The organism is Zunongwangia sp. HGR-M22 (assembly GCF_027594425.1).
Classification (GTDB): Bacteria; Bacteroidota; Bacteroidia; order Flavobacteriales; family Flavobacteriaceae; genus Zunongwangia.
On the sequence record NZ_CP115159.1, the window covers coordinates 1,963,345 to 1,984,493 of the forward strand.

The 21,149-nt window shown below is 35.0% G+C and carries 13 protein-coding genes; 9 read left to right on the forward strand and 4 right to left on the reverse strand.

All coding sequences use genetic code 11. From position 1 onward, the window contains the following. Positions 1 to 76 precede the first annotated feature (76 nt). Entirely contained in the window at positions 77 to 2,998 is a 2,922-nt protein-coding gene (locus tag PBT91_RS08520; protein ID WP_270061356.1) for an FAD-binding and (Fe-S)-binding domain-containing protein, read from the forward strand. 88 nt (positions 2,999 to 3,086) lie between these two features. Here PBT91_RS08520 and PBT91_RS08525 read toward each other — a convergent pair whose 3' ends face one another. Further along, positions 3,087 to 5,480, reverse strand: coding sequence for a TonB-dependent receptor domain-containing protein (locus tag PBT91_RS08525; RefSeq protein ID WP_270061357.1), 2,394 nt, complete (start codon positions 5,478 to 5,480; stop codon positions 3,087 to 3,089). 130 nt (positions 5,481 to 5,610) lie between these two features. Between PBT91_RS08525 and PBT91_RS08530 the strand changes: the two genes are divergently transcribed. Next, entirely contained in the window at positions 5,611 to 6,048 is a 438-nt protein-coding gene (locus PBT91_RS08530) for an energy transducer TonB (RefSeq protein WP_270061358.1), read from the forward strand. A 115-nt stretch (positions 6,049 to 6,163) separates the two neighbouring features. On the opposite strand, the gene PBT91_RS08535 is transcribed toward PBT91_RS08530, so the two are convergent. Genes PBT91_RS08535 through PBT91_RS08545 form a run of 3 tightly spaced genes read right to left on the reverse strand, consistent with a single transcriptional unit; the run spans position 6,164 to position 11,855 of the window. Beyond that, on the reverse strand, positions 6,164 to 8,560 hold the full coding sequence (locus tag PBT91_RS08535) for a GH92 family glycosyl hydrolase (RefSeq protein WP_270061359.1): 2,397 nt from the start codon (positions 8,558 to 8,560) through the stop codon (positions 6,164 to 6,166). 9 nt (positions 8,561 to 8,569) lie between these two features. Then, complete coding sequence (locus PBT91_RS08540; protein WP_270061360.1) at positions 8,570 to 10,864, reverse strand: GH92 family glycosyl hydrolase; 2,295 nt, start codon at positions 10,862 to 10,864, stop codon at positions 8,570 to 8,572. A 31-nt stretch (positions 10,865 to 10,895) separates the two neighbouring features. Further along, complete coding sequence (locus tag PBT91_RS08545) at positions 10,896 to 11,855, reverse strand: glycoside hydrolase family 43 protein (protein WP_270061361.1); 960 nt, start codon at positions 11,853 to 11,855, stop codon at positions 10,896 to 10,898. A gap of 285 nt (positions 11,856 to 12,140) precedes the next feature. Here PBT91_RS08545 and PBT91_RS08550 point away from each other — a divergent pair, with 285 nt between their 5' ends. The 7 genes from PBT91_RS08550 to mscL all read left to right on the forward strand — a co-directional run bounded on the left by PBT91_RS08550 (position 12,141) and on the right by mscL (position 21,149). After that, the gene (locus PBT91_RS08550; protein WP_270061362.1) at positions 12,141 to 12,872 is read left to right on the forward strand and encodes a class I SAM-dependent methyltransferase; all 732 of its coding nucleotides are present in this window, start codon (positions 12,141 to 12,143) and stop codon (positions 12,870 to 12,872) included. 113 nt (positions 12,873 to 12,985) lie between these two features. Next, positions 12,986 to 14,185: a hypothetical protein gene (locus PBT91_RS08555; RefSeq protein ID WP_270061363.1), complete on the forward strand. Its 1,200-nt coding sequence runs from the start codon at positions 12,986 to 12,988 to the stop codon at positions 14,183 to 14,185. A gap of 169 nt (positions 14,186 to 14,354) precedes the next feature. Next, positions 14,355 to 15,449: a redox-regulated ATPase YchF gene (gene ychF / locus PBT91_RS08560; RefSeq protein ID WP_270061364.1), complete on the forward strand. Its 1,095-nt coding sequence runs from the start codon at positions 14,355 to 14,357 to the stop codon at positions 15,447 to 15,449. A gap of 269 nt (positions 15,450 to 15,718) precedes the next feature. Further along, positions 15,719 to 17,581 carry a DNA topoisomerase IV subunit B gene (locus PBT91_RS08565; protein ID WP_270061365.1) on the forward strand — a complete coding sequence of 621 codons (1,863 nt, stop codon included), beginning with the start codon at positions 15,719 to 15,721 and terminating at the stop codon, positions 17,579 to 17,581. Further along, positions 17,578 to 18,060, forward strand: a complete 483-nt coding sequence (locus tag PBT91_RS08570) for a hypothetical protein (protein WP_270061366.1) — start codon at positions 17,578 to 17,580, stop codon at positions 18,058 to 18,060. The genes PBT91_RS08565 and PBT91_RS08570 overlap by 4 nt, the downstream gene beginning before the upstream one ends. A gap of 3 nt (positions 18,061 to 18,063) precedes the next feature. Beyond that, entirely contained in the window at positions 18,064 to 20,694 is a 2,631-nt protein-coding gene (locus PBT91_RS08575) for a DNA gyrase/topoisomerase IV subunit A (RefSeq protein ID WP_270061367.1), read from the forward strand. Then, a complete protein-coding gene (mscL, locus tag PBT91_RS08580; RefSeq protein WP_270061368.1) occupies positions 20,694 to 21,149 on the forward strand; it encodes a large conductance mechanosensitive channel protein MscL in 456 nt (151 codons plus the stop codon). Before PBT91_RS08575 ends, mscL begins: the two co-directional genes overlap by 1 nt.

The following is a 21,149-nucleotide window of genomic DNA, read 5'->3' on the forward strand; positions in this document are numbered from 1 at the left end:
TTTAGCCAATCTATTGTTAATTATCTTTAAAAATCTGTTAAGCAGTTTAGTGAATTTGCTTAATTTTAAAGGCTGTATGGAAAAGAAACTTCAGCAATTAGCAACGCGACTGGATGGCCAGTTATTTTTTGATAAACTTTGGCGATCGATTTATGCAACCGATGCCTCAGTTTATAGAGAACTACCATTAGCGGTAAGTTATCCTAAAAGTGAGAACGACTTAAAAGAACTTATTTTTTTTGCTAAAGAAAATAAAACCTCATTGATTCCGCGAACGGCGGGGACTTCTCTTGCTGGCCAATGTGTAGGTACTGGTATTGTTGTAGATGTATCTAAGAACTTCACCAAGATTTTAAGTCTCGATACAGAAAATAAAACGGTAACACTACAACCAGGTGTTATAAGAGACGATCTTAATAGAATGCTGAAGGAACACGGTCTTTTCTTTGGGCCTAATACTTCAACTTCCAACCGTTGTATGGTGGGTGGAATGGTAGGAAATAATAGTAGCGGTACCACTTCCATTAAATACGGAACCACCCGAGAAAAAACGGTTGCCTTAAAAACAATTCTTAGCGATGGAAGCGAAGCTGAATTTAAAGCTATTTCTAAAAAAGAGTTTCAGGAAAAGCTGAAATTGGATAATTTAGAAGGTGATATTTACAGAAATATAGCTGAAATACTTTCTTCGGAAGAAAATAAAGCAGAGATTATTAAAGAATTTCCGCCACGAGAATTACATCGTAGAAATACAGGATATGCGATAGATGAATTAATTTATTCTGAAGTTTTTTCTGAAGATTCAGACGAGCTTCTTAATATTTGCCATTTGCTTGCCGGAAGCGAAGGGACATTAGCCTTTACTACCGAGCTTACTTTGCAGTTGGATGATCTTCAACCGCCTGAAGCAGCCATGATTGCTTCGCACTATCGTAGTATCGAAGATTGTTTGCAGGATGTAGCTTCTACCATGAAGCATTCACTCTACACCTGCGAGATGATGGATAAAACTATATTAGATTGTACCAAGCAAAACATTAAATATCGTGAGAACAGGTTTTTTATTCAGGAAGATCCTGAAGCTATATTAATGCTTGAGGTTAGAGCAAATACTGCCGATGAACTTCAGGAAAAAACAAAAGCCTTATTACATACTCTAGAAGAGAATGGAATGAGTTACGCCAATCCTATTCTTTATGGCGAGCAAATTAATATGGCTTCAGAATTAAGAAAGGCTGGGCTTGGTTTATTAGCAAATATCGTTGGCGATAAAAAAGCCGTAGCCTGTATTGAAGATACCGCGGTCGCTTTACCGGTATTGGCAGATTACATAAAAGAGTTTAGCCAGATTATGAAATCGTACAAGCAAAATGCGGTTTACTATGCCCATGCCGGTGCGGGTGAGCTTCATTTGCGCCCTATTTTAGATTTGAAGAAGAAAGAAGATGTCGCCCTTTTTAGAAAGATTACCACAGATGTAGCGAAATTGGTTAAAAAATACAATGGTTCTATGAGCGGAGAACATGGCGATGGCCGCGTTCGTGCTGAGTTTGTGGAAATGATGGTTGGATCTAAAAATTACGCACTATTAAAACAGGTGAAAGCTACTTTTGATCCACAGAACATCTTTAATCCCGGCAAAATTATAGATGCTCCTGCTATGGATACCTCGTTGCGATATCAACCAGATCGAATTGAGCCGGAAATAAAAACCCTGATGAATTTTGATGAAAATCAGGGGATTTTACGTTTAGCGGAACAGTGTAATGGGAGTGGGGATTGTAGGAAATCTGCGGAAAGCGGCGGAACCATGTGCCCAAGTTATCGCGCTACTAAAGACGAAAAAGATACTACCAGGGCTAGAGCAAATACGTTGCGGGAGTTTTTAACAAATTCAGATAAAGAAAATAAATTTAGTCATAAAGAAATTAAAGATGCTTATGATCTTTGTTTAAGCTGTAAAGGCTGCAAAAGTGAATGCCCAAGCAGTGTTGATGTTGCCGCTTTAAAAGCAGAATTTCAGTATCAATATCAAAAAGAACACGGATTTTCCAATCGAAGTAAAGCTTTTGCCAATAATGGAAAAATGAATAAAATGGTTTCCAAAGTTCCTGGAGTGGCTAATTTTATGTTTTCTAATAGTTTAACCTCTGGTATTGCTAAAAGAATAATGGGCGTAGCTCCCCAAAGAAGTTTGCCAAAATTGGCCAAAATGACTTTAAAATCTTATTTCGAAAAGAATAAAGATCGATTAACTCCGCGAAATCCTATAAAGTCTGTTTATTTTTTTAATGATGAGTTCACGAATTTTTTGGATGCTGAAATTGGTTTTGATGCTCTTGAACTTTTAAGCAAGCTGAATTATAAAGTTATTTTTACCGATCACGAAGAGAGTGGAAGAGCGCATATTTCTAAAGGATTTTTAGAAGAAGCGAAAGAAATGGCGAATAAAAACGTTTCTATTTTTAGCAATTTGGTTGCAGAAGATCAACCGCTTTTAGGTTTGGAGCCTTCAGCAATTCTAACATTTAGGGACGAATATTTGCGCTTAGCCGATGATCGAGAAAAAGCAACCGAATTATCTAAAAATTGCTTTATTATTGAAGAATTTTTGAAGAAGGAAATGGCCCTCGGAAACATCAAAAAAGAGCAATTTACTTCCGAAGAAAAAAATATAAAAGTACACGGTCACTGCCATCAAAAAGCCTTATCGAATACTGCAGTAACTTTTGAGATTTTAAATTTACCTGAAAATTACAAAGTAACCATTATCCCTTCGGGTTGCTGCGGAATGGCAGGTAGTTTTGGTTACGAAAAAGAACATTACGAGGTAAGTATGGCGGTTGGTGAACAAACGCTTTTTCCAGCGGTTCGAAAAGCTTCAGAAGAAACGATAATTTCAGCAAACGGAACCAGTTGTAGGCATCAGATTTTTGATGGAACAAAACGCGAAGCCCAACATCCGGTAAGTATTTTGCTGAGTGCCTTAAGAGTATAAAATTGTCCAATTTTGAAAGTATCAAAAAAGTCTTTAGTTGATTTTAAAATCTAACTAAAGACTTTTTTTTGATAATTTAAGTCTCAAATCAACCTCCGGCGCGTCTTTCTGTATCTATATTTCCTGATTTTTGCGAACGCACTTGCAAATTATCATTTCCAAACTTGTAGCTTACACTCAGCCAAAATTGTCTGGAATCGTAAAAATTTCTAATTTCCTGAGTAACTCCGTTTATTTTAGCCGTTTTTCGCTCAATAGCGTTTCTAAATAAATCTTCTCCACGAAGGCTGATATTCAAATCTTTATCTAAGAGTAAAAACTGTAGCGAAAGTCCTAGAGAACTTTGCGCTTGGGTTTCAAAAATTCCATCGACACCTTCAAATTGATACCAATAGTTAAGGCCACCGATAATTGTTTTTTCAGAATTTAAATTAAAATCATTATTAGTGCTAATTCTGCTATTAAAACCACTGCGATATGCTTGTGGTTGCTCTAAATTGAAAGTTGATTTTGCATAATTTAGATCTAAATTATTTACGTTAGTCCACCAATGTCTTGGATTCCAGGTAAAACTTTCAGAGATTCCTAAAAGCATCCTGTCAATATAATTTTCGTAACTAAATCCTGTACTATTAATCGATGTATTGGCTATTGGAACTTCACCAAATGCATTGTTTTCCCGAGTAAAATAAAGTCGGGTTACAAAATCATGATGCAAAACACTAAATTCTATATTATGAATAAATGAGGGATCTAAATAGGCGTTTCCCGAGTAAAATATAGACGGGGTTCTATAATAAGTATTAGGATTGAGATCTCTAAAGTTTGGGCGCTCTATCCTACGACTGTAATTGAGTGAAAAGTTTGTTTTTGTATCAAGATTATAATTAATGTAAAAAGTAGGGAAGAGGTTAGTGTAATTATCCTCACGATTTATATCCAAATTTGGAGAAAGGGCGCTTATAGCGGTATTTTCTAATCGTAAACCAAACTGTGCAGACCATTGCTCACCAAAATTTCTATTTGCTGAAATATACGCCGCAGCAATTTTTTCATCGTAATCAAAAGGAACTGCAGGAATATTAGGAATCTCATCTGTAGGATTTAAAGTGTATCCTGTGTTAAAACTTTTAATATCGCTAGAAATATCGGAATAAGTATACTTTGCGCCAAAGTCTAAATCGATCCATTTTAATGGATTTTCAATATCTATTTTTGCCGAATAAATATCATATTTATTATTGGTTTTATTGAAAGATCTAAAATAGCTAGTCTCTGTATTTTCATCTAAGCCAAGAGATTCTATACCCTTATAATACTTTTTATCTTCGTTGGTATTATACAAGTAATCTAGATTCAAAATCACGTTTTTACCTAAGGAATCTAAATTGAAATTGGTATTAAGGTTTAACTTGTGAACTCGTGGATGTTGGGGTTCAGATCCATTCATTCTTATAAAGCTATCTTCTAAATTATTTCGTGTGATTTTGGTTTTAGGCAAAGATTCAATATTTGCCGCCGTACCATTAAAATAATATTGTGCGCCTAAATGCCAATTTCGATTCATTTCATAGCCAATTTCTGCGGAAGCTACCGAGCCTTCCAGATCTATATCAACCGGGGTAGAAGTTACTGAGGTTTCTTCTGGATATGTAGATGTTAAGTTTTCCTGAAGCACTAGTTGATGTTTTATAAAACCAAGTCGTCCTGAAAATGTAAATTTATCTTTGTTAATATTGAAGTTGGCCGAACTTCTATAATTCGCTTTGGTTCGCTGTATGTATGTTCCTTTAAGTTGTGCATTCCAAGAATCGCTTTTGGGCTTTTTCAGGACGATATTTATGAGTCCGCTATTTCCTTCAGCCTCGTATCTGGCCGGTGGATTGCTAATAACTTCGATACTCTTAATAGTTTCAGAATCGATACTTTGCAGGAAATTTATAAGGTCTACACCAGAAAGTTGCAGCATTTGCTCGTTAATCATCACTCGCATATTACCTTTACCAATCATAGTTATAGCATCATTTTCTACACGAATACCTGGAACTATTTTTAAAACCTCAACAACATCACCCTGTGACGATTTTGATGAATTTTCTACATTAAAAATAAGCCGATCAATTTTTCGCTCAATCAGTTTCTTCTTCGAGGTAATTAGCACCTCATCCAATTCTTGAGCATTATCGACGATTATAGTTCCTAAATCTATAGCGTCTTCTTTGACTTCAATCTTTTTAGTAAACAATTGTTGGCCTACAAATGAAATTTCTAAACTGTAATTGCCGGGAGTAGTGTTCAGCTGAAAACTACCATCATCCTCGGTAATAGTACCAATGAGTTTTCCAGACGTTACGTTTTTTAAAACAACTTCAGCAAAAGGAATTGCAGTGGAGTCATTTTCGATAATTTTACCTGAAATTTTAGTTTGAGAAATTGCAGAAAAACATAATAATCCAACGATGATGGTGATGAATAATTTCATTTAAGGAATTTGGGGATGTTTATTTTATTCCAGCAAAATACAAAATAATTACGCTTTGGGATAAAATTTACAGGGATTAATATGTCTTCTCGTTCGAAATTTTTACATTCGATTTCTTAATTGTTTATGAATGTTCAAGAATATACTTTCCACCGTAGTTTTTATTATGATAAGCTGTTTGGTGATGGCACAATCAGATCCTGCAATAGAGAATTTGCATCTTGAAGCTGTAGATAAAATTCCTATTGCTGAAGACTGTGATCCTAATGCCAGCAATAAAGAGCTTGCTAATTGTTTTTATAAGAGTGTGCGTAATACGATAATGGCTAATGTGGATACAGCTATTATAAATAGCCAGAATTTAGAACCAGGATTGTATACCGCTATTGCGAAATTCAGAATAAATAAAAAAGGAAAAGTAGACCAGGTTAATGTTGATTTTGAAAATAAAAAGATCGCAAAAAATATAAAACTAGCGGTAAAAAAGATAAAACGATTAGAACCAGCAATGAAAGATGGAAGAGCGGTTAATATAATTTTTTCGGTTCCTGTGAAATTTAAAATTTAAAGCTTTCACTGCGTATTGAAATTAGGAATTTTCAAAAGCACTCGAGGGATTTGCGATTAGTAAAAAAAGCGGGTATTTGCCCGCTTTTTAAATTCAGAACAATATAAATTATACATTAATTTATAAATAAGTCTTTATTTGGATGGTTGCTCATGTAAAATTTAAGTTCACCGCCATTCATTACATCTTCGTGAGAAATAAATGGTTTGGATAATTCTTTGCCATTCAGTTCTACTTTTTCCACATAAACATTTTTATCACTTTGGTTTTCAGCAATAACTCTGAAAATATTACCATTATCAAGATTTAATTTTGCATCTTTAATAGCAGGACTTCCTAAAGCATAATCCACAGATCCCGGAGCAACAGGGTAGAAGCCAAGGCTACTAAAAATATACCAGGCACTCATTTGTCCGAAATCGTCATTACCGCTAAGACCGTCGGCTCCTGTTTGATATTTCATATCTAAAATCATTCGAATTTTATCCTGAGATTTCCACGGAGTATTAGTCCAGTTATAAAGATAAGCAACGTGATGTGAAGGCTCGTTGCCGTGTACGTAATTACCAATAATCCCTTCACGGGAAATATCTTCAGTATTTTCGAAATATTTATCAGGAAGTTCCATAGTGAAAAGTGAATCCAAATGCTTCGAAAATGGCTCTTTTCCGCCCATCATCTCGATCATTTCAGTGGGAGCGTGAGGAACGTATAAACTGTAGTTCCAGCTATTTCCTTCAATAAACCCTTGTCCGTGAGTATTTAATTCATCAAAATCCTTTTTAAAAGTACCATCAATTAATTTAGGACGCATAAAGCCGGTTTTTGAATCATAAACATTTTTATAATTCTCAGCTCTTTTAATAAACTCTTCGTAGATCTCTGTTTTACCAAGTTTTTTAGCTGCCTGGGCAATTGCCCAATCATCGTAGGCGTATTCTAAAGTTTTAGATACTGACGCACCATTTTTATCTTCAGGTACATAACCCATGTCAATATAGTAGCCTAAACCATCGTAGTATCTTGTTTTGGCGGTGTTCACCATAGCTTGTAAAGCATGTTCCTGATCGAAATCTGCATTACCTTTTACAATGGCATCAGCTAAAACAGATGCGCTATGATACCCGATCATACACCAGTTTTCGTTGGCATAATGCGACCAAACTGGTAGCATAGAATGTACGCTTTGGTCATAGTGGGCCATCATCGATTCGGCCATATCAGCATTTCGTTTTGGCTGTAATATATTGAATAGTGGATGTAATGCTCTATAAGTATCCCAAAGCGAAAAGCTGGTATAATTGGTAAATCCTTCGGCTTGATGAACATTCATATCCAAGCCCATATACTTACCATCGGTATCCATATATTGTGTAGGTCCTAAAAAGGCATGATACATGGCAGTGTAAAAGTTAGTCAATTCATCTTTATCTTTAGATGATAACTGAACTTTATTAAGCTCACGATTCCATTTGGCTCTTGCTTCTTTTTTAACCTGATCGAAATCCCAATGCGGAGTTTCTTCTTTCATGTTATTTAAAGCACCTTCCGAACTTACCGGAGAAATAGCCATTTTGACTTTTAATTTTTCCTGAGGTTTTAGATCGAAATTAAAAAACATTCTAATTTTCTCTCCGGCGATCTCAGGAAAGTTTTTAGACTGATCGAATTTTCCCCAAAAACCATTGTAAGGTTGTTTATCATAACGAGTTCTACCATAATCCTTGATTGGTTCACTAAAAGACATGGCAAAGTAAACTCGGCGTGTTCTTGCCCAACCATTAGTTTGGCGATAACCAGTAACTAACGTATCATTTTCTACACGTACAAATGTCCATACGTTTTTGTCATCATAGTTATAAATACCATGCATTAGATCGAAAATAATATGTGCATCTTTCCCTTCAGGAAAAGAATATTGATGCATTCCTACGCGCGATGTAGCTGTCATTTCAGCTTTAATATTATAATCGTCCAACATCACACTGTAATAACCAGCTTCTGCATTTTCCTTGTCGTGAGAAAATCTGGAACGATATCCACTTTCAGGATTCGTAGCAGTACCAGGATTTAATTGAAGATATCCTGTGGTAGGCATAATCAAAAAATCTCCAAGATCTGAATGTCCTGTGCCACTAAAGTGCGTATGGCTAAAACCAACAATGGTTCTATCTTCATATTGATAGCCTGCGCAATATTTATAAACATCTGGATTGTAATGACCATCTACAGCGTAAGGAATAGTATCTGTATCTGGACTTAATTGTACGCTCCCAAAAGGAACGGTTGCACCAGGGTAGGTGTGTCCCATTTTTGCAGTACCAATCATCGGATCTACATACTGCGCAAAATCTTTAGTATCGTTTATTTTTGATGCTGAAACCGAATTTTCTTCGGCTTCAGCATCTTTGCAGGAAGTATATAAACTTAAAGAGCTAAGTAAAATTCCGATGCCTAAAAGTCGGATTCCTTTTTTAAACTTGGATTTATTTTGAAATGAGCTTATAATCATAAATTAATGCTATTTGTTAGAAAATGAATAAGGCAAAGCATCTTTTGTAGTACCGCGATTTTTATTTGGGTAAGCGCTCATCTCGATATCAATCGTTACGCCATCTAATAAATCTGAATGTTTCAAATAGTTTTTGTTGTAAGACTTTCCATCAATTTTCATACTCTTAATATACTTATTATTGTCGCTATTTTTTGGAGCATTGATCTCGATCTTATTTCCATTTTCAAGGTTCACAGTCATTTTTTTAAATAACGGAGCTCCTATTACATATTGATCTACCGCTGGAGTTACGGGGTAAAAACCTAGAGCAGAGAATACATACCAGGCTGAAGTTTGTCCATTATCTTCATCACCACAATAACCATCTGGTGTAGCCATGTACATTCTATCCATAGTTTCTCTAGCCCATTTTTGAGCTTTCCATGGCTCTCCAGCATAATTATAAAGATAAATCATATGCTGAATAGGTTGGTTACCGTGTGCATATTGTCCCATATCTGCAATTTGCATCTCACGAATTTCGTGAATTACGCCACCGTACATACTTTCATCAAAAATTGGAGGCATAGAAAAAACAGAATCTAATTTCTTTACAAAGTTTTCTTTACCTCCCATAAGACCAATTAAACCTTCAACATCATGAAAAACTGACCAGCTGTAGTGCCAGCTATTTCCTTCAGTAAAAGGATTTCCCCATCTAAAAGGATTAAAATCTTCCTGCCAGCTTCCATCTTCATTTTTACCTCTCATTAATCCATAGCTAGGGTCAAAGAGGTTTTTATAATTCATACTTCTTTCCTTGTATTTTTTAATCTCCTTTTTTGGCTTTCCAATCGCTTTTCCAAATTGGTAGATAGCAAAATCGTCATAGGCATATTCTAAAGTTCTTGCAGCGCTTTCGTGAACACCAACATCGTATGGTACATATCCAAGTTCGTTATAATAGGGAGCACCAGCACGTCCTACAGCCGTCATAGGCCCTTCATTATTGGCTCCGTTTACTAAAGCATCCCATAAAGTTTCGGTATCGTAACCTCGTAAACCTTTTATATAGGCGTCTGCAACAACAGAAGCGGAGTTATTACCAACCATAATATTAGCATAACCGGGGCTAGACCATTCTGGCAACCATCCACCTTCTTTATAATCGTTAGCAAGACCCTGTTGCATTTTTTTATTTATAGAAGGATAGGCTAAATTTAGGAATGGGTAAAGGGCTCTAAACGTATCCCAAAAACCAGTACCCGCAAACATGTAACCAGGAAGAATTTCTCCATTATAAGGGCTCCAGTGAACAATTTCGTCGTTTTCATTAATTTCGTATAATTTATTCGGAAAAAATAAAGTTCTGTAAAGACAAGAATAAAATGTTCTCACTTGATCGATCGTTCCGCCGGAAACTTCTAATCTGCCTAATTTTTCGTTCCAAAGATCACGCGCATTTTGCTTTGTAGTTTCAAAATCATCACTCGCGATTTCACGATCCAAATTTAATTGAGCTTGCTCGAAACTTATAAAAGAAGAAGCCACTTTTGCATTTACAACAGCTCCGTCTTTAGTATCAAAACCAACAATAGCACCAGCGTGATCTGTTTCCATTTCAGCCTGTCCTTTAGCTAATTTATTACCTTCCCAAGTATTCACATCAATAAATGGTTTATCAAACTGAATCACAAAATAATTCTTGAAATTGGTTAATTTACCGCGGGAATATTTTGTGGTGTATCCAATGATCTTATTTTCTTCTGGAATCACTTTTACATAAGAACCTTTATCAAAAGGATCGATAACTACGTATGAGCTATCAGATTTAGGGAAGGTTATTTTGAACTGGGCGGCACGCTCGGTTGGTGTAAGTTCTACTGTCACATCGTGATCTGCCAGATATACCTTATAATAATAAGGAGTAGATACTTCAGCTTTATGAGAAAACCAGCTTGCACGATCTTCTTGGTTAAATTTCAGTCCGCCGGTAACCGGCATTAACGAAAATTGGCCATAATCGTTCATCCAAGGAGATGGCTGGTGCGTTTGTTTGAATCCGCGTATTTTATCTGCATCATAGGTATACGCCCATCCATTTCCCATTTTACCTGTTTGGGGTGTCCACAAGTTCATTCCCCACGGGACAGCAACTGCGGGATACGTATTCCCATTAGATAATTCAGGTTTAGAGTCTGTTCCCATTAGTGGATTTACAAAATCTACAGGATTCTCAACAGATTCTATAAGATGATTTTGGGCGTCCGCATAATTGAATACGGCAAAAAAGGCCAGTACCTTTAAGAACTTTTTTTTCATAGTTTATGTTGAATAATTTAGATTGCAATTTTTATTTTAAAGGATGTGCCGCAATACCTTTATTGGTTATTTTTACCGGTTTTATATGTCCGTTGCTGTCAAATTCCATCACATCGATACAGGTTTCTCTAGAATTTCCATCGGTTTCTGTAAGCGGTCTACGATGGTAAACTATATAATAATCGTCATCTTTGGGATGTTTTATTACTGAATGATGCCCGGCACCGGTAGCAATATCTTTATCCTGCTGAAGTATCTTATCTATTCTATTAAAAGGCCCTAGCGGTGAATCTGCAATTGCGTATGCCACTGAATAATCTGGACCTGTCCAGCCACCTTCAGACCACATAAAATAGTATTTTCCATCTTTAATGAACATAAAAGGACCTTCAACATAACCTTCAGGTGTAACTTCTTTAAAAATGGTACCATCTTTAAAAGGAACAAAACCTGTAAAGTCGTCATTTAATTTCGCAACATTACAATGTCCCCAACCACCGTAATAAAGGTAATACTGGCCATTTTTATCTCTAAAACAAAATTGATCTATAGGTTGCGCGCCATTATAGAATTTACCGATAAGCGGTTTGCCTAAATGATCTTTATAAGGCCCTTCTGGAGAATCTGCAATTGCAACACCAATTCCGCCTAACTCTTCATTGCTTTGTATGTCGTTTGCGCCAAAGAATAAATAGTACTTATTTTCTTTTTTGATAATTGATGGTGCCCAAACTGCACGTTTTGCCCATTTTATTGTTGCCGTATCGATCACTTTTTCGTGCTTTGTCCAATTTACAAGATCTGGAGAAGAAAAAGCATCGAAAAAAACTTGCTCATCATACGGAGCTGAAAATGTTGGATAGATCCAATATCGATTATCAAAAACTATTCCTTCAGGATCGGCGTACCAACCTTGGAATACTGGATTATTATTCTGACCATTTATGCTTATATAGCAAAATATCAACAGTAGAAATATTAGTTTTTTCATGATATTGCAACTAGAGCTATTTGATCTTGCTATTATACGAAAATAAAGTTTAAAAAAATAAATCGTTTTAGCTAAAGTTTATTCGTCTATAAATTAGATATTTCGAAAAAAAAATTTTATTCATGTTGAAATCTCAAATGCCAGATGATTAATATGTTCTATCTATAAAATCTGAATGAAGTATGAGCTTATTTTGTATCTTTCTAAAGTTCTAATTTCGAATAATTATTAAAGGTTGAAATTCTACTTATCAAGTTGAATTTTCTAAAATTATTAATTCATTTTATGAAAGATAACTTTTCAGATCAGTCTCAAAACTACGCCACTTTTCGTCCCAAGTATCCAGATGCGGTTTTTACAGAAATAATGAATCATGCAAATGCTAAATCAAAAGCATGGGATTGTGCTACTGGTAATGGGCAGGTAGCAGAAGAACTTTCTAAGCTATTTAAATTTGTTGAAGCCACTGATATCAGCGAAAATCAAATACAACAAGCACCTAACTTATCCAATATCAATTATAGTATTCAACCAGCTGAAAATGTAAATTTTCCTGATAATTATTTTGATTTAATTACAGTGGCTCAAGCAATTCATTGGTTTGATTTCAATAAATTTTATGCTGAAGTTAAGCGAACTTTAAAAAGTAACGGAATTATAGCAATTTTGGGTTATAGTCTCTTCCGTAGTAATTCAAAAACAAATGAGATAATGGATCATTTTTATTACCAAATCATCGGTCCATATTGGGACGAAGAGCGCAAATATTTAGATGAAAGCTATAACACAATACCATTTCCGTTTGACGAAATAAAAACATCAAAAATCATTTTTAGAGAAGAATGGAGTTTTGATAGGCTTATTGGATACATAAAAACATGGTCTGCTGTTAAACATTTTATAGCGAAAAATGGATTTGATCCTGTAGATGATATTTATGAAGATCTTAGACTGAGCTTTGGAACATCAAATACGATAGAATTCCCAATTTTATTTAAAATTGGTAAACTTTTCTAAAAAATGAATATTTAAAAGGAGCGTTGAAGTGTTTCATCTTTATTATTAAGTAAAAAATGATAATTTAGCTTGGCATAAAAAATGCTGAATAACTAAATCAACTTTAACCACTAATGAAGAAATTAACCATAAGCTTTAGCCTTTTTCTTGCTTTTAGCGGAGCTACTTTTGCGCAAAGTCTTTCAACTACTGTTCCTAATGAAACAGTAACCGATCAGGTTCTTAAAGAATTGAACCGCGAGCGAGCTTTACTAAGTCAAAATCTGGACTTTCGAATTAAAGAAATTGATTCTAAAATCACCAATCTTGATGAAAGTATCAAAAATTCTAAAAATGCTTCAGATAAAGTTGAAAAGCTTCTAGAGCGTGTAAAGTTTTTGGAAGAGCGCCAATCTGAAATCGATAAAAATACGGTAAGCGTTTATAAATATAACTATAGTTCCGCAGTATTAAATCTTGCCAGTATGGAGCGCGAGATAAAACCCCTAAACTTATTTAATAGTTCAAGAGAATTTTATTCCACATTAGATAAAGTAAGTAATCCTATGCACTATGAGGGGTACAAAGAATGGTTTGGTAAATTTCAGAATTTTGTAAAGGAAGAACAGGATAGCAATGCAAGCTTAGCCGCCCTAAATCACATTATGGCAGTAACCGGTGATCTAAGCCAGGGAACTCCCTTTGTAGGAATGTTCGCCGGGAGTCTATTTGATGGGATTGGTACTTTTATTGAATCTTTAAATCGAAGACAAAAAGAGCTACAAAAGCAAAGTATAGAAATGCTAAAATTAACAACTTCGGTATCTCAATTTACCCACGATAAAGATCTAATTGAAACCGAATGGGAAGCAATTAACAAAAGCCTGGACGAATTAAGAAGTCTTCAGGATAAAGAGATGAAGGAGAATTTTGTGAATATGCTTGGTGTTAATCTTGAAGAATTTGAAAGAAAATTTACTGAAGAAACCGATGCGAAAAAAAGAACGCAATATATTCTTGATATCTCAAAAATTGCTGAAAATAAAATTGTAGAAGAGCGCGAAAAAAATCCTGAAAACTGGAAACAAAGTTACCACGATCAAATGCTCGCCGTTCAGAATCTTAAAATTCGTTTTGGAGATATAACTTTCAGAATTCTGGAAAATTTAAAAAAGTACGAGGGTTTAATTGAAAAATACAATAAAGACCCTTATTTGAAAAAAGAAATGGGAGAATTAAAATTGAAATTAGATATTGTAAAAAATACATTTGAGTCTACTTTTAATCCGCAGGAATATATCAAAGCTTCTAACGAAATGTATATCGTAGAATAATTAAAATCGAATAATGTTTTTTCATTAAACAATAGAGGAGAACAGCCAAGTTCTCCTTTTTTGCTTTTATAAAGTTTTTTAGGGATATTTAAAATAGGTATTATCAATTAAATTCGTATCTAATTCATATCTTTGCAGCCGCAAAATTAATAGCATCAAAATTTAATTTATGAAAGCCGGAATTGTAGGATTACCAAACGTAGGAAAATCGACTCTATTTAATTGTCTTTCCAATGCCAAAGCGCAAAGTGCAAACTTTCCTTTTTGTACGATCGAACCTAACGTAGGAGTAGTTAATGTTCCAGATCCTCGTATCCAGCGATTAGAAGAATTGGTGAATCCAGAAAGAGTACAGCCGGCAACAGTAGAGATTGTAGATATTGCTGGTCTTGTTAAGGGCGCTAGTAAGGGAGAAGGTCTTGGAAATCAATTTTTGGCTAATATTCGTGAAACCGATGCTATTCTTCATGTATTAAGATGTTTTGATAACGATAATATTGTACATGTTGATGGTTCTATAGATCCTATTCGGGATAAAGAAACTATCGATATGGAGCTTCAACTTAAAGATTTAGATACGGTAGAAAAAAAGTTGGACAAAGTAAAACGCGCGGCTAAAACTGGTAATAAGGAAGCGCAAAAAGAAGAAACTGCATTACTAAAAGCAAAAGAAGGTTTAGAAGCAGGAAAATCGATTAGAGCGGTAGATTTTACTGAAGATGAGCATAAGGAGTTTATCAAACCTTTGCAATTTATTACCGATAAGCCGGTAATGTATGTTTGTAATGTGAATGAAGAAGCTGCGGTAAATGGGAACAGCCATGTAGATCGAGTTCGTGAAGCCGTAAAAGAAGAAAACGCTGAGGTTTTAGTGCTTGCCGTGGGAACTGAAGCTGATATTACGGAACTTGATGATTATGAAGAGCGCCAGATGTTTCTTCAGGATATTGGATTAGAAGAACCAGGATCTGCCAAACTTATTCGTGGTGCGTACAGTCTTTTAAATTTGCAGACTTATTTTACAGCCGGAGTTAAAGAGGTTAGAGCGTGGACTATTCCTATTGGTTCAACTGCACCACAAGCTGCGGGAGTTATTCATACCGATTTTGAGAAAGGCTTTATTCGTGCTGAGGTAATTTCTTATAATGACTTTTCAGAATTAGGATCTGAAGCTAAAGTTAAAGAAGCGGGCAAAATGCGAGTTGAAGGTAAAGAATATATTGTACAGGATGGGGATGTAATGCATTTTAGATTCAACGTGTAAACCTTTAAAAGGAATATTGAAGTTTTAAATCTAATTACAAACTTCACACTTTGTAGTTTTAGCAGACAAATATTTTACTTTGTAATACATCAAAAGGATATTTGCTATTTCATTTATTTTTAAAATTCAGGGGTGCAATAGCATGGAATTTTAAAAAATTGCGCAATTAACATTTTTTCTAAAGTCTTTGTTAATTACTTTGTGGCAACAAGGTTTTAACTTTTCCCGGTATATCTTATATTAGCCGGGAATCTCCACTATTTACACATATGAGTCAGGAAACAAAGTATACTGAAGATAATATTCGGTCGCTAGATTGGAAAGAACATATCCGTATGCGCCCCGGGATGTATATCGGGAAACTGGGAGATGGTTCTAGTGCAGACGACGGAATTTATATTTTATTGAAAGAAGTACTGGATAACTGTATCGATGAGTTTGTTATGGGATCTGGTAAAACGATCGAGGTTTCTGTACAAAATCAGCGTGTTATCGTTAGGGATTATGGTCGTGGTATTCCGCTAGGGAAGGTGGTAGATGTGGTTTCTAAAATGAATACCGGTGGTAAATACGATTCCAGGGCGTTTAAAAAATCTGTTGGATTAAACGGTGTTGGTACCAAAGCTGTAAATGCGCTTTCTTCTTATTTTAGAGTTGAATCTAATAGAGACGGGAAATCCCATGCAGCAGAATTTGAACAGGGAAATTTAAAGGAAGAAGAATCATTAGAAGAAACTTCTCGTCGCCGTGGTACCAAAGTAACTTTTGTACCAGATGAGCTTATTTTTAAAAACTTCAAGTTTAGAAATGAGTACATCGAAAAAATGATTAAAAATTATGTGTATCTAAATCCTGGATTAACTATAATTTTTAATGGAGAAAAGTTTTATTCAGAAAATGGATTAAAAGATCTTTTAAGTGATACATTAAAACAAGAAGATCGATTATATCCAATTATACATTTACGGGGTGATGATATCGAGCTGGCGATTACGCATAGTAAAGCTCAATACAGCGAAGAGTATCACTCTTTTGTAAATGGTCAAAATACTTCGCAAGGTGGGACACATCTTGCTGCTTTTAGAGAAGCTTTGGTGAAAACCGTTAGAGAATTCTACGGAAAAAATTATGACGCTTCAGATATTAGAAAATCTGTGGTAGCAGCTATTTCCATTAAAGTAATGGAACCGGTTTTTGAAAGTCAGACCAAAACAAAATTAGGTTCTACCGATATGGGAGGAGATTTTCCAACTGTAAGAACCTATATCAATGATTTTGTAAAGCGTAATTTTGATAATTATCTGCATAAAAATCAAGAAACTGCAGATAAACTTCAGCGTAAAATATTACAGGCCGAGCGCGAAAGAAAGGATCTTTCAGGAATAAGAAAATTAGCTAAAGAAAGAGCAAAGAAAGCCAGCCTGCATAATAAGAAACTAAGAGATTGCAGAATCCATTTAGGGGATAGTAAAAAAGAGCGATATTTAGAGACCACGCTTTTTATTACCGAGGGTGATTCGGCTAGTGGATCTATTACCAAGTCACGCGATGTTAACACGCAAGCTGTTTTTAGTTTGAAAGGAAAACCACTGAATAGCTATGGGTTGAGTAAAAAAATTGTTTACGAAAACGAAGAATTTAATCTTTTACAGGCAGCTCTTAATATCGAGGAGTCTATGGAGGATCTTCGCTATAATAATATCGTGATCGCAACAGATGCCGATGTAGATGGAATGCATATTCGCTTATTATTAATTACATTTTTTCTTCAGTTTTTCCCTGAATTGATAAAAGAAAATCATCTTTATATTTTACAAACACCACTATTTAGAGTGCGAAATAAAAAGGAAACTATTTATTGCTACTCTGAATATGAACGAAAAAGGGCTGTTGAAAAACTTAAAGGAAAGGTTGAAATAACTCGATTTAAAGGTCTAGGGGAGATATCTCCAGATGAATTTAAATATTTTATTGGTGAAGATATACGATTGGATCCCGTGATGTTGGATAAAGATAAATCTATCGAAGAAATGCTTAGCTTTTACATGGGAAAAAATACACCCGATAGACAGGATTTTATTATTGATAATTTGAAGGTCGAACTAGATCTTATCGAAGAATTGGGAATATGAGACTGAATAATAGTAACGAAATCAAAATAATACCTTCTATTTATATTGTTTTGGTGGCCGTTTTTCTTACTAATTTTTTTGTAAATCTCGAATTAATGGGGCGTGATGAGCCTATTAATTTTAGTCATTTTTTACCGAATATTGTAACCTTTGTTCTATTTCTATTAGTTCATAGAGTTGGTGTAAGTTTCAATTTCGATGGTGAAGGAGAAACGCTAATTTTTAAGAATAATGGCGTTTTCTTTTCAAAATTTATGGAGTACCGCTTAAAGAAAGCAGAATTTCCAAAAAGAAAACTCGCCAATTATAATTTTACAGATTATGGTGTTTATTCAAGCATCACTATTTATATAAAATCCAGACGAAGAAAAGGTTTTAAAAAATATACTTTTAACACCACATTTTTAAGTAGAAAAAAGAAGCGAGAATTGGTCGAATCTTTAAAAAATGTTTTGGACAAACCTAAAGCTGTGGCTTAACTTATGGAAGAGAATCCCGAAGAATCTAAAGACGAACAACTAAATAATCCTAAAGAAGAAATTATCCGAGTAACCGGTATGTACAAAGACTGGTTTTTGGACTATGCTTCTTATGTAATTTTAGAGCGCGCCGTACCGGCAATGGAAGATGGCTTTAAACCGGTGCAAAGGCGTATTATGCATTCTATGAAAGATCTTGATGATGGTCGTTACAACAAGGTAGCGAATATTGTTGGGCATACAATGCAATATCACCCTCACGGCGATGCCAGTATTGGTGATGCGATGGTTCAAATTGGCCAGAAAGATATTCTAATCGATACGCAGGGAAACTGGGGGAATATTTTAACCGGGGATCGTGCAGCTGCTCCCAGATATATAGAAGCTCGATTATCTAAATTTGCTCTAGAGGTTTTATATAATCCTAAATTAACCGAATGGCAATTGTCTTACGATGGTCGTAAAAAAGAGCCTGTAAATTTACCGGTAAAATTCCCAATGCTATTGGCCCAAGGCGCAGAAGGTATTGCCGTTGGTCTTAGTACTCGATTACTTCCGCATAACTTTAATGAATTAATAGATGCCTCAATAAAGCATCTTAGAGGAAAAAGATTTCAATTGTTTCCAGATTTCCCGACGGGAGGGATAGCAGATATTTCAAATTATAACGACGGGCAACGTGGAGGTCGTGTAAGAGTACGCGCAAAAATAAGTCAGCTTGATAAAAATACGTTGGTCATTACTGAAATTCCTTTCGGTACCACGACAACAAGTTTAATAGATTCAGTTTTAAAAGCTAACGATAAAGGGAAGATTAAAATTAAGAAGATTGAAGACAATACTGCTGCTGAAGTAGAAATTCAGATTCATCTTCCTAATAATATTTCTCCAGATCGAACTATAGATGCGCTGTATGCTTTTACCCAATGCGAAAATTCACTGGCACCTTTAGGATGTGTAATTGTAGATAATAAGCCAGAGTTCTTAGGAGTATCAGATATTTTAAGATATTCTACAGATCACACTCTTCATTTACTAAAGCGAGAACTGGAAATTACCCTAGACGAGCTAGACGAACAATGGCATTTTTCTTCTTTAGAACGAATTTTTATTGAAAATAGGATTTACCGCTTAATCGAAGAAGAAGAAACCTGGGAAGGTGTTATAAAAGCTATTGACGAAGGTTTAAAGCCACATATAAAACACCTCAAAAGAGCCGTAACCGAAGAAGATATAATCCGACTTACAGAAATCAGAATTAAGAGAATCTCCAAATTTGACATCGATAAGGCACAACAGAAGATCGACGCTCTGGAAGATGAAATTGCGCGTATAAAACATCATTTAGATAATCTTGTAGATTACGCTGTAGATTATTTCTCTAAACTTAAAGCGAAATACGGCGAAGGTAAAGATCGTAAAACCGAATTAAGATTATTTGAAGATATTGAAGCTTCCAAGGTTGTTATTCGTAATACCAAATTATACGTTAACCGTAAGGAAGGATTTGTTGGTACTGCCTTAAAGCGGGATGAATATGTTACTGATTGTTCTGATATCGATGACATTATTTGTTTTACCGCAGATGGTAAAATGATGGTTACAAAGGTAGATACGAAAACTTTTATTGGTAAAGATATAATTCATGTAGCGGTCTTTAAGAAAAAAGATAAGCGTACCATTTATAATATGATTTATCGCGACGGTAAGGGTGGCAAAACATATGTAAAGCGTTTTGCTGTAACCTCGGTTACCAGAGATCGCGAATACGACCTTACACAGGGTAAAAAAGATTCAAAAGTATTTTATTTCTCAGCAAACCCAAATGGTGAAGCCGAAGTGATTACTGTTTTCTTACGACAGGTAGGGAGTATTAAAAAACTGAAATTCGATTTAGATTTTGCTGAAATTCTGATAAAAGGTCGAAATGTAAAAGGAAATATTGTTACGAAATACTCTGTGAAGCGCATCGAAATGAAAGAGGAAGGAGTTTCAACCCTAAAACCTAGAAAAATTTGGTTTGATGAAGTTGTGAAGCGACTAAATGTTGACGAGCGTGGTGAACTTTTAGGCGAATTTAAAGGCGAAGACCGTCTTTTAATTATTACTCAAGATGGCATTGTAAAAACCATTAAGCCAGAACTTACTAAACATTTTAACGAGGCAATGGTAGTGCTTGAAAAATGGAATCCTAAAAAGCCAATTTCAGCTGTATATTGGGAGCCAGAAAAAGAACGCTATTACGTAAAAAGATTCTTAATCGAAAATCCAGACAGGGAAGAGAAATTTATTAGCGATCATGATGATGCTTATTTAGAAATTGTATCGACTGATTTCTACCCATTGATCGAAATTGAATTCACTAAATTGAAAGGAAAAGATCGTCGTGCTAATGAGGAAGTTAATATTGAAGAATTTATTTCAGTAAAAGGTATTAAGGCACTTGGAAATCAATTAACTACAGATAAGGTGAAATCTATTAATTTATTAGATCCATTATCAGATATAGCAGATCCTGAAGATGAAGAAGACGAAGAAGAAAACCAGGTAGATTTAAATAAAACGGGAACTAGTTTTAAGGAAGATAAAGATTCTTCCGAAGAAAATCAGACTAAATTATTTGATGAAGAATAATGGGAATTTTTAAGGAATTTAAAGAATTTGCCATTAAAGGTAATATGGTAGATATCGCCGTAGGTGTGATAGTTGGCGCTGCCTTTAATAAAGTAATCGATGTTTTAGTTAAGCAGGTGATTACACCGCCGCTAAGTTTAATGACCGATGGAATTCAGTTTTCCGATCGTAAGATCGTATTAAGGGACGCTATAGATGCTTCAGTAGCTGCTGGTGGTGAAGCAGTAGAAGAAGTGGCGATAAACTATGGGGCTTTATTAGAAGCGTTAATCGACTTTTTTATTATTGGCTTTACCATATTCCTCGTGGTAAAGTTTATGAATAGATTTAGAGCACAGGCACAAGATCCTAAAAATAAAAAGGTAACTACGCCAAAAGATATAGAATTACTCTCGAATTTGACCGATCTTGTAAAAGAGCAAAATGAATTGCTGAAGAATAATAATTCAAAATAG

Coding starts and splice junctions, on each gene's coding strand:
- PBT91_RS08520 (WP_270061356.1), top strand. CDS start 77: ATGGAAAAGAAACTTCAGCAATTAGCAACGCGACTGGATGGCCAGTTA.
- PBT91_RS08525 (WP_270061357.1), bottom strand. CDS start 5,480: ATGAAATTATTCATCACCATCATCGTTGGATTATTATGTTTTTCTGCA.
- PBT91_RS08530 (WP_270061358.1), top strand. CDS start 5,611: ATGTTCAAGAATATACTTTCCACCGTAGTTTTTATTATGATAAGCTGT.
- PBT91_RS08535 (WP_270061359.1), bottom strand. CDS start 8,560: ATGATTATAAGCTCATTTCAAAATAAATCCAAGTTTAAAAAAGGAATC.
- PBT91_RS08540 (WP_270061360.1), bottom strand. CDS start 10,864: ATGAAAAAAAAGTTCTTAAAGGTACTGGCCTTTTTTGCCGTATTCAAT.
- PBT91_RS08545 (WP_270061361.1), bottom strand. CDS start 11,855: ATGAAAAAACTAATATTTCTACTGTTGATATTTTGCTATATAAGCATA.
- PBT91_RS08550 (WP_270061362.1), top strand. CDS start 12,141: ATGAAAGATAACTTTTCAGATCAGTCTCAAAACTACGCCACTTTTCGT.
- PBT91_RS08555 (WP_270061363.1), top strand. CDS start 12,986: ATGAAGAAATTAACCATAAGCTTTAGCCTTTTTCTTGCTTTTAGCGGA.
- ychF (WP_270061364.1), top strand. CDS start 14,355: ATGAAAGCCGGAATTGTAGGATTACCAAACGTAGGAAAATCGACTCTA.
- PBT91_RS08565 (WP_270061365.1), top strand. CDS start 15,719: ATGAGTCAGGAAACAAAGTATACTGAAGATAATATTCGGTCGCTAGAT.
- PBT91_RS08570 (WP_270061366.1), top strand. CDS start 17,578: ATGAGACTGAATAATAGTAACGAAATCAAAATAATACCTTCTATTTAT.
- PBT91_RS08575 (WP_270061367.1), top strand. CDS start 18,064: ATGGAAGAGAATCCCGAAGAATCTAAAGACGAACAACTAAATAATCCT.
- mscL (WP_270061368.1), top strand. CDS start 20,694: ATGGGAATTTTTAAGGAATTTAAAGAATTTGCCATTAAAGGTAATATG.